Consider the following 9032-nt stretch of genomic DNA (forward strand, 5'->3'; position numbering starts at 1 on the left):
GATGACAACGATGACCGAACAGCATCCTCAGCGCGTCGTCCAGGCCGGCGGCGAAACCCTGGTGGAGGTGGAGAACCTGTACAAGAAGTTCTCCATCTCCGGTGATTTCCTCGATCAGCTCAAGTTCCGCGGCGGCAAGATCGTCCGCGAGCGGGAGTTCGTGCACGCCATCAACGGCGTCAACCTGAACGTGCAGCGTGGCGAGGCGCTCTGCGTGGTGGGCGAGTCCGGCTGCGGCAAGTCCACCGTGGCCCGTACGGTGATGGGCCTGCTGTCGCCGAGCAGCGGCGCAATCCGCTACCGGGGTGAGCGGATCGACAACCTCAGCGATCGTCAGCTGATGCCGTACCGGCGCAAGATGCAGATGATCTTCCAGAACCCCTACGCCTCGCTGAACCCGCGGATGACCATCGAGGAGACCCTGCAGGAGCCGGTGCGGCTGCACAACCCGCAATGGTCCGCCACCGAGGTGCGCGACAAGGTGCACGAGGTGATGTTCTCGGTCGGTATCGACCCGAGCTGGGGCGAGCGCTATTCGCACGAGTTCTCCGGCGGTCAGCGCCAGCGGATCAGTATCGCCCGGGCACTGGCGGTGGACCCGGAGTTCATCGTCGCCGACGAACCGATCTCGGCGCTGGACGTGTCGATCCAGGCGCAGGTACTGAACCTGATGATGGACGCCCAGGAGCAGCGCAACCTGACCTACCTGTTCATCACCCACGACCTGTCGGTGGTCGAGCACTTCGGCACCCGGGTGGCGGTGATGTACCTGGGCACCCTGTGCGAGCTGGCGCCGACCGGCACCCTGTTCGCCCAGCCGCGCCACCCCTATACCCAGGCACTGCTGTCGGCGATCCCGCGACTGGAGGATGACCGACCGGGGCATATCAAGCTGAAGGGCGAGGTGCCGACCCCGGTCAACCTGCCGTCCGGCTGCGTGTTCCACGGCCGTTGCCCGTACGCCAACGAGCGCTGTCAGCGGGAGATTCCGCAACTGATCGCCACCGACGGTGGCGGCATGGTCGCCTGTCACGCGGTGGACGAAGGGCGTATCTGACGGAGCTGCAAGCGGTAAGCTTCAAGCTGCAAGCCGCTTGAAGCTTATAGCTTAAGGCTTGTAGCTACCGAGCGAAGCGAGGACACATGATCAACATCAGTAGCGGTTTCGATGCCGGCAATATCGAGGTGATCAGCCAGGCCGAGGCCGACGATATCCAGTTGCGGATCCGCAAGGACCGCAACTCCGACTTTTTCCAGTGGTTCCATTACCGGGTACAGGGCGCCGCCGACCAGCCATTGCGCATGCGGCTGACCAACGCCGGCGAAGCGGCCTATGTCGATGGCTGGCCCGATTACCGGGCGGTGGCGTCCTATGATCGCCAGCACTGGTTTCGGGTGCCGACCCGTTATGTCGACGGCGAACTGGTAATCGAGCACCGGCCGGAGCATAACAGCGTCTATTACGCTTATTTCGCACCCTACAGCTTCGAGCGCCACCTGGACCTGATCGGCTGGGCCCAGCAGTCGCCGCTGTGCCAGGTGCACACGCTGGGCCAGACTCTGGACGGCCACGACCTGGATCTGCTGCAGATCGGCACCCCTGCCGATAACAAGAAGGCGATCTGGCTGATCGCTCGTCAGCATCCCGGCGAGACCATGGCCGAGTGGTGCGCCGAAGGTTTGCTGGCCCGGCTGCTGGACCCGACCGATGCCTTGGCCGGCAAGCTGCTGGAGCAGGCGGTGTTCTATCTGGTGCCGAACATGAACCCGGACGGCTCGGTGCGCGGTCACCTGCGCACCAATGCGGCCGGCGCCAACCTGAACCGCGAGTGGCTCGAGCCGCATGCCGAGCGCAGCCCCGAGGTGCTTCTCGTGCGGGAGCGGATGCGGCAGACCGGGGTCGACCTGTTCCTCGACCTGCATGGCGACGAAGCATTGCCCTGCAACTTTATTGCCGGTCAGGAAGGATCCCCCGAGGTCCGTGACGCGGTGTTGCAGCAGGAGCGACAGTTCCAGCAGGACCTGCGCGCCGTCAACCCCGATTTCCAGCTTGAGCGCGGTTACCCGGTCGGCAAGTTTGGCCCGGAGATGATGACCATCGCCGGCTTCTGGGTCGGCCAAGCGTTCGATTGCCCGGCGATGACCCTGGAGATGCCGTTCAAGGATTACGACCTGCGGCCGGATCCTGAATGCGGCTGGTCGCCGGAACGCTCTGCCAAGTTGGGCGAGTCGCTGCTGTACCCGCTGTCGACCTGGCTCGATCGTGGCAGCCTATGAGTTCGCTGATAACCTTGCTAGCCTCAACGATGTAGCAGACAGATAAGAGGCTTTTATGGAGCTCAGGTGGCTCGACGACTTTATCGCGCTGGCTCATGCCCGGCACTTCTCTCGCGCCGCGGACGAGCGCAATGTCACCCAGCCAACCCTCAGCCGGCGGATCAAGCTGCTGGAGGAGGAGATGGGGGTGACGTTGATCGACCGCAACTCGCTGCCGTTGACGCTGACACCGGCCGGCGAGGTGTTCCTGGCCGGTGCCGAGCAGATCAGTCGCACCGCCCGTGAGACCAAGGTGCGCTGTAACGCGATACGCGAGCAGGAGGAGAACCGGCTGCTGTTCGCCACCACCCAGACGCTCTACCTGAGCTTCTACAACTCCTGGCTGGTGCCGCTGTCGCAGGCCCACCAGATCGATGTCGACCTGAATCTCAAATCCACCGCCTGGGTCGGACCCGATTTCGTCCGGGCGCTGGCCCAGGACGAGTGTGACCTGGTGCTCTGCTACTGGCATCCCAGCATCGACTTCATTCAGGAGCTGGACGACGAACGCTTCGAATACCTGGTAATCGGCGAGGAGACGCTGGTGCCGGTCAGCCCGGTGGACGAGCAGGGCGAGCCGCTGTACCCGTTGCCCGGTAGCAGCCGGGCACCGCTGCCCTATATCGGTTACAGCGAGAAGTCCTTCATGCGGCCGATCATCGACCGTTTCCTGCAGCAGCAGCTGAGCCCGCCGCATCTGACCACCATGAACGAGAATGCCCACTCGGTCAGCGTCAAGGCGATGATCAAGGAGGGCTTCGGTTTCGGCTGGGTGCCGCGCCGGCTGGTCGACGACAGTCTGAAATACCGCAGTTTGACGCTGGCCGGCGGCGGAGCCTGGCAGATCCCGCTGCAGATCCGGCTGTACCGGCTGCGTCAGAACAACCATCGCCAGCTGCAGAGCCTCTGGGCGTTGCTGCAGGCCGAACTGAATACCGGCAGTGAACGGCTGCCGCTACCAAGCTGAGAGATCGCCATGCACCCAAGTTATTTCGAACACCTGCAGCAGGTGCAGCAGCAAAGTGCCGCTGCGTTGGAAGCCTGCGGCTTCGATGGCCTGCTGATCGGCTCCGGCCATCTGCACCCGCGCTTTCTGGACGACAACTACTACCCGTTCCGTGCCAACCCCCATTTCCTGCGTTGGTTGCCGTTCCTGAGCGAACATCCGCACTGCTGGCTGCTGTGGCGGCCCGGCCGGACACCGGTGCTGTACTACCATGCGCCGGACGATTTCTGGCACCTGACGCCGTCGGTGCCGGACGACTGGTGGACAACCGCGTTCGAGATTCGGCCATACAGCGCGCCGGCGGAACTGCACCGGGCGCTGCAGCCGCAAGCGGGGCTGGCGGTGATCAGCGAGCAGCCGCCGGCGGTGAACGGGGTAGACTGGCCGCACAATCCGCAGGCGCTGCTGAACCGGCTGCATTTCCAGCGGGCGGTCAAGACCGACTGGGAGCTGCATTGTCTGCGTCAGGCCAACGTGACTGCGGTCAAAGGGCACACGGCCGCCGAACAGCTGTTCCATGAGGGGGCCAGCGAATACCGGATCCACCAGGGTTATCTGCAGGCGATCGAGCATAACGAACGCGATATGCCCTATGACAATATCGTCGCCCTGAACGAGCACGCCGCGGTGTTGCATTACCAGTTCCAGCAACGTCAGGCGCCGCAGCAGTCGCGCACCCTGCTGCTGGATGCCGGCGCGGTTCACCTGGGCTATGCCGCCGATATCACCCGCACCTTCACCGCCGGCGGCACGCCGTTCGCCGAGCTGGTGGCAGCGCTGGACCGGGCGCAGCGGCAACTGCTGGGCGAGGTGAAGGCTGGCGCCTGCTTTATCGAACTGCATCGCCGGATGCATCATTTGTTGGCCGGTATTCTGCAGGAGCACGGCCTGGTCAACGCCAGTGCCGAGTCGATCGTCGAACGCGGTATCAGCCGTACCTTCTTCCCGCACGGCCTCGGCCATCTGCTGGGGCTGCAGGTGCATGATGTCGGTGGCTGGCAGCAGGATGGCGAAGGTGCGCTGGGCGAGCCGCCGGCCGAGCACCCGTTCCTGCGGCTGACCCGCGAGCTGCAGCCGGGCTTCGTGATCACCATCGAACCGGGGCTGTACTTCATTCCGTCGCTGCTGAAAAAGCTGCGTGACAGCGAGGCCGGTGCAGACGTCAACTGGCAGGCGATCGGGCAACTGCAGCCGTGGGGAGGCATCCGTATCGAGGACAATGTCGCGGTGACTGACGATGGCTGCGAGAACTTCACCCGCGATGCGTTTGCCGCGCAACAGGCCGCCGACCAGGCCCGCGCCTTGTAGGGCCGGACCCGGCCGGGTAGGTCTGGCCGGCCAACCGCCGACAGGCGTTTTCAACTGCCTGCGGCGGTGGCGCCCCGGGTGGCGCCCTACAGGGGGCTGCCGGAGCAGCCCGCTCTGCGAGCGACCGCTTTCCTTAAAAGATCGAGGCGGTGACTGTAGGGTTGACTTTAGTCGACCAGGAGCCCGCAGGGCTCTAAAACCGCCTGCGGCGGTGGCGCCCTACAGGGGCCTGCCGTAGCAGCCCGCTCTGCGAGCGCCCCTGTTCTAGACCCCGTTAAGTGCTGGCTCATCATCATTGGATAGGATACCAGCACGTAAATGAACCGCGCTTTCTAGCGGGGTCTCTTTTGCGTAAACGGCAAACCTGCTAGGGTTTTGCCAGCAAAAAATGGATGGAGGCGTACGCCCTGATGAGCAGTTCTGACGAGGATATCAATATCAGCCTGGGACCGGCCGAGCGAGACCCGGGCGATAAGCGTCCGGCAGCCAAGCCCACCCGGGCTGCAGCCCCGCCGGCAGCGAAGCCGGCCACTGGTGGTAAACCGGGCGGTGGACCGGGTTTACTGACCCGCGGGGTGTTGGTTCTGCTGGTCGTTGCCTGCGGTGGGCTGGGCTATGGGCTGTTGGAACTGCAGAACCAGCTAAAAAGCCGTGACGCCCAGTTGCAGCAGGCCACCGCTCAACTGGCCGAGTTGCAGGAGCTGCTGCAGGTGGCCGAGTCCAGCGCCGCCGAGTCGGGCCAATCGCTGGTTGGCCAGTTGGGCCAGCTGAAGAGCAGCCTGGCCGAGAAGAGCAAACACTACGATTCCGAGATCGCCAAGCTGTGGACCGTCGCCTACCAGCGCAACAAGCCGACCCTGGAGGCGCATGACAAGACGCTGGCCGAATTGGACAAGAAACTGGCCGGTCAGGATAAACAGCTGGCGGCACTCGATAAACAGCTGAAAGCGCAGCAGGGCGAGCTGGCCAAGGTTGGTAAAAGCGTGGCTGCGGTCGACCAGGCGGCCAAGTCGGTAGCGGGCCTGGATGCCGCCCAGAAAAAGCTGGCCGCAGAACAGGCGGCGCTGAATAAGAGTAGCGATGCGGCGATCGGCGATCTTAAAAAGCGGCTGACCAGCCTGGACGGTGAACTGCAGCGTCGCGCCAATCTGCTGGCTGAACAGCAGACGGTGCTGTCCGATTCGCTGAAACAGTTACAGCAGCAACAGGCGAATGCGCGTGACGATCGCGCTTCAACGGCGGTCAGTGATGAGCTGCAGCGGCGTATCGCGATCAACGAAGAGGCGATCCAGGCGTTCGACGGCAGTCGTCGCCAGCTCAACCGCGAGCTGCTGCAGATCCGTCAGAAGCTGAACAACCTGCAGCTGAAATTGGAGCAGGTGGCGCGCTAGCTAATCTATCTGGAAGACCGGCCGTAGCAGCCCGCTCAGAGGGCGATATTCCCGGCCAACCGCGGCGTTCAGCGTAGGCCGTTGGAGATAAAAAGAGCTCCGTCAAGAGAGCCAGTAGCAAGGGCAAAGCTCGGGTACTCCCAATAGGGAGGCCCGCTATTCGCAGATAACCGTTCTATGAGGAGCTTTGATGATTAAGGTACATGGCGGGATCTTCTCCCGCGCCGGTATGGTGATGTTTGCCCTGGAGGAGCTTGGGCAGCCTTACGAGATGGTCGATATGGCGCCGCGCAGCGCACCGACCCGCAGCGAGGAGTACCTGGCGCTGAACCCCAATGGCAAATTGCCGACCCTGCAGGACGGCGATCTGACCCTGTGGGAAACCCAGGCGATCCTGTTCTATCTGGCGCAGAAATACGGCGACAACAAGTTGTGGGCCGATTCGCTGGAGCAGGTGGCGGAGATCTACCGTTGGTCGCTCTATGTCAGCAACCAGTTGGAGGTGCCGGCGCTGGATATGCTGATCCAGGCCAAATACAGCGATGGCAAGCCGGATGCGGCGGTACTGGACAAGGCCGGTGGCGAGTTCCGTCGCTTCCTGCCGACCCTGGAAGCCCGACTCGAGGGACGCAAATATGTCGCCTGCGACCACCTGACGGTGGCCGATATCCACGGTGCGCTGGTGTTGGCCTGGGGCAAACTGGCCGGCTTCGATTTCAGCGACTATCCCAATGTGAATAGCTGGATCAAGCGGATGTTGAACCATCCCGCCCAGCAGAAGCTGATGGCGCGTGCTCGCGGCTGACGCAGCTCAGTATTCGGCCGTCGCTGCCATTGCAGTGCGGCCGACGGCAGGGCAGAATAGCCGGTTCCAGATAAAAAGGTTCTAGCCTCCCGTAATGAAAATCCGAGCGTTTTTTGCGCTGAAACTGCCCCAGACCGTGGTGCGCTGGTTGGCAGACCATGCCGATACCCTCTGCGAGTTTGATCGGCAGACGGAGGTCAGCTGGGTGGACTCGGAACAATACCACCTGACCCTTAGCTTTCTCGGCAATATCAACCTGGCCCAGGTCGACCAGCTGGAACAGCTGGCGCGTGAGCGGCTGGAGGATGTGACCTCTTTCCAGGTTCATATCAACTCGGCCCGCTATTACCGGCTGAACCGGAGCTGGGCGCTGGTGGCGGCATTGACCGATCAGTCCGAGCCATTGATGGCATTGCACCATGCGATGGAGCAGGTGGCTCACGATGCCGGCATCCAACTGCCGGAAGAGGACGCGGCGTTCAAACCGCACATCACCCTGGGCCGGATGGAGGCCCGCAACCACTTTGAGCAACCCGAGCAGTGGCCGGCGCTGGACCTGTTCAGCCTGGCCGACTCGGTGGTGCTGCTGCAGAGCCGTCCGGGCGAACGGGGCTCTATCTATACACCGCTGTTCGAGATCCCATTGCTGGATCTTGCCTGACTAGTCGTTGAGAGATCGATGCGTATACCTGAACTGCTGTCCCCGGCCGGGACACTGAAGAATATGAAATACGCGTTCGCCTATGGTGCGGACGCGGTCTATGCCGGTCAGCCGCGCTACAGCCTGCGGGTGCGGAACAATGACTTCAATATGGACAACCTGGCGCAGGGGATCGACCTGGCCCACCAACTGGGTAAGAAGTTCTACGTCGCCAGCAACATCATGCCGCACAACTCCAAACTGAAGACCTACCTGGACGATATGCGGCCGGTAGTGGAGATGGGCCCGGACGCGCTGATCATGTCCGACCCGGGGCTGATCATGATGGTCAAGGAGGCTTTCCCGGAGGTGCCGGTGCACCTGTCGGTGCAGGCCAACACCATGAACTGGGCGTCGGTGAAGTTCTGGCACAAGGCCGGTATCGAACGGGTGATCCTGTCCCGTGAGCTGTCACTGGACGAGGTGGCCGAGATCCGCCAGCTCTGCCCGGAGATGGAGATCGAAGTGTTCGTGCACGGCTCGCTCTGCATCGCCTACTCGGGGCGCTGCCTGCTGTCCGGTTATATCAACAAGCGCGATCCGAACCAGGGCACCTGCACCAATGCCTGCCGCTGGAAGTATGACGCCCACGAAGCCAAAGAGGGCGACAACGGTGACCTGATCCCGTTGCAGCAGCAGTCCGGCGGTGACGCCCAGCAGTTCGACCCGACCACCGACCTGGGGCTGGGCGACCCGACCGACAAGGTTTACCTGCTGCAGGAAGAGAGCCGGCCGGGCGAGTATATGCCGGCGTTCGAGGACGAGCACGGCACCTACATCATGAACTCCAAGGACCTGCGTGCCATCCAGCACGTCCATCGGCTGGCGGAGATGGGCGTCGACTCGCTGAAGATCGAGGGGCGCACCAAGTCGCACTACTACGTGGCGCGCACCGCGCAGGCCTACCGCAAGGCGATCGACGATGCGGCGGCCGGCAAGCCGTTCGATATGCAGCTGATGGATACCCTGGAAAACCTGGCCAACCGCGGTTATACAGAAGGGTTCTACCGTCGCCACGTGCATGACGAGTACCAGAACTACGAGACCGGCAACTCGGTGGGTGTGCACCAGCAGTTCGTCGGCGAAGTGCTGGGCCGCGATGGCGACATGATCGAGATCGACGTGCGCAACCGCTTCGAGGTGGGCGACACCCTGGAGCTGATGACGCCGCAGGGCAACCAGCGCTTCAAGCTGGACCAGCTGATCAACAAGAAAGGCGAGTCGACCGACGCCGCGCCTGGCTCCGGCCACCGGGTACGCTTCAAGCTGGAGGTGCCGGGCGAGCTGGAGTACGCGCTGCTGATGCGTGACCTGCCAAACGCGCCGGCACGGGACTGATGTTGTTTTAATCTCGTTTTGATTTCGTTTCCAAAAGGCGCCCAGTCGGGTAATGCCGATCAGTTAAGCTCTTTAACTTGCTGATCAGGCAAGAGAAAATCCGGAATCCATGTTAAGGGTTCCGGATTTTTTTATGCATTTCAGTCAGGCAGTGGATGCCATCTCTCG

General features: G+C 62.7%; 8 protein-coding genes. All 8 read left to right on the plus strand.

Annotation, left to right across the window (positions count from 1 at the left end; all coding sequences use genetic code 11):
• The first annotated feature begins 10 nt into the window (after nucleotides 1-10).
• The 8 genes from K6T12_RS18605 to trhP all read left to right on the plus strand — a co-directional run bounded on the left by K6T12_RS18605 (nucleotide 11) and on the right by trhP (nucleotide 8864).
• On the plus strand, nucleotides 11-1057 hold the full coding sequence (locus K6T12_RS18605) for an ABC transporter ATP-binding protein (protein WP_222224395.1): 1047 nt from the start codon (nucleotides 11-13) through the stop codon (nucleotides 1055-1057).
• 86 nt (nucleotides 1058-1143) lie between these two features.
• Nucleotides 1144-2277 carry a M14 family metallopeptidase gene (locus tag K6T12_RS18610; protein WP_222224388.1) on the plus strand — a complete coding sequence of 378 codons (1134 nt, stop codon included), beginning with the start codon at nucleotides 1144-1146 and terminating at the stop codon, nucleotides 2275-2277.
• A 55-nt stretch (nucleotides 2278-2332) separates the two neighbouring features.
• On the plus strand, nucleotides 2333-3283 hold the full coding sequence (locus tag K6T12_RS18615) for a LysR family transcriptional regulator (RefSeq protein ID WP_222224389.1): 951 nt from the start codon (nucleotides 2333-2335) through the stop codon (nucleotides 3281-3283).
• A 9-nt stretch (nucleotides 3284-3292) separates the two neighbouring features.
• Nucleotides 3293-4630, plus strand: a complete 1338-nt coding sequence (gene pepQ, locus K6T12_RS18620; protein WP_222224390.1) for a Xaa-Pro dipeptidase — start codon at nucleotides 3293-3295, stop codon at nucleotides 4628-4630.
• A gap of 410 nt (nucleotides 4631-5040) precedes the next feature.
• Nucleotides 5041-6021 (plus strand): hypothetical protein, encoded by a 981-nt coding sequence (locus K6T12_RS18625; RefSeq protein ID WP_222224391.1) that lies wholly within the window; start codon nucleotides 5041-5043, stop codon nucleotides 6019-6021.
• A gap of 190 nt (nucleotides 6022-6211) precedes the next feature.
• Complete coding sequence (locus K6T12_RS18630; RefSeq protein ID WP_222224392.1) at nucleotides 6212-6826, plus strand: glutathione S-transferase family protein; 615 nt, start codon at nucleotides 6212-6214, stop codon at nucleotides 6824-6826.
• Between the two features lie 94 nt (nucleotides 6827-6920).
• On the plus strand, nucleotides 6921-7487 hold the full coding sequence (gene thpR, locus K6T12_RS18635; RefSeq protein ID WP_222224393.1) for an RNA 2',3'-cyclic phosphodiesterase: 567 nt from the start codon (nucleotides 6921-6923) through the stop codon (nucleotides 7485-7487).
• Nucleotides 7488-7505: 18 nt separating this feature from the next.
• A complete protein-coding gene (gene trhP / locus K6T12_RS18640) occupies nucleotides 7506-8864 on the plus strand; it encodes a prephenate-dependent tRNA uridine(34) hydroxylase TrhP (protein WP_222224394.1) in 1359 nt (452 codons plus the stop codon).
• The last annotated feature ends 168 nt before the right edge of the window (nucleotides 8865-9032 follow it).

Source organism: Marinobacterium arenosum, assembly GCF_019795155.1.
Classification (GTDB): Bacteria; Pseudomonadota; Gammaproteobacteria; order Pseudomonadales; family Balneatricaceae; genus Marinobacterium_C; species Marinobacterium_C arenosum.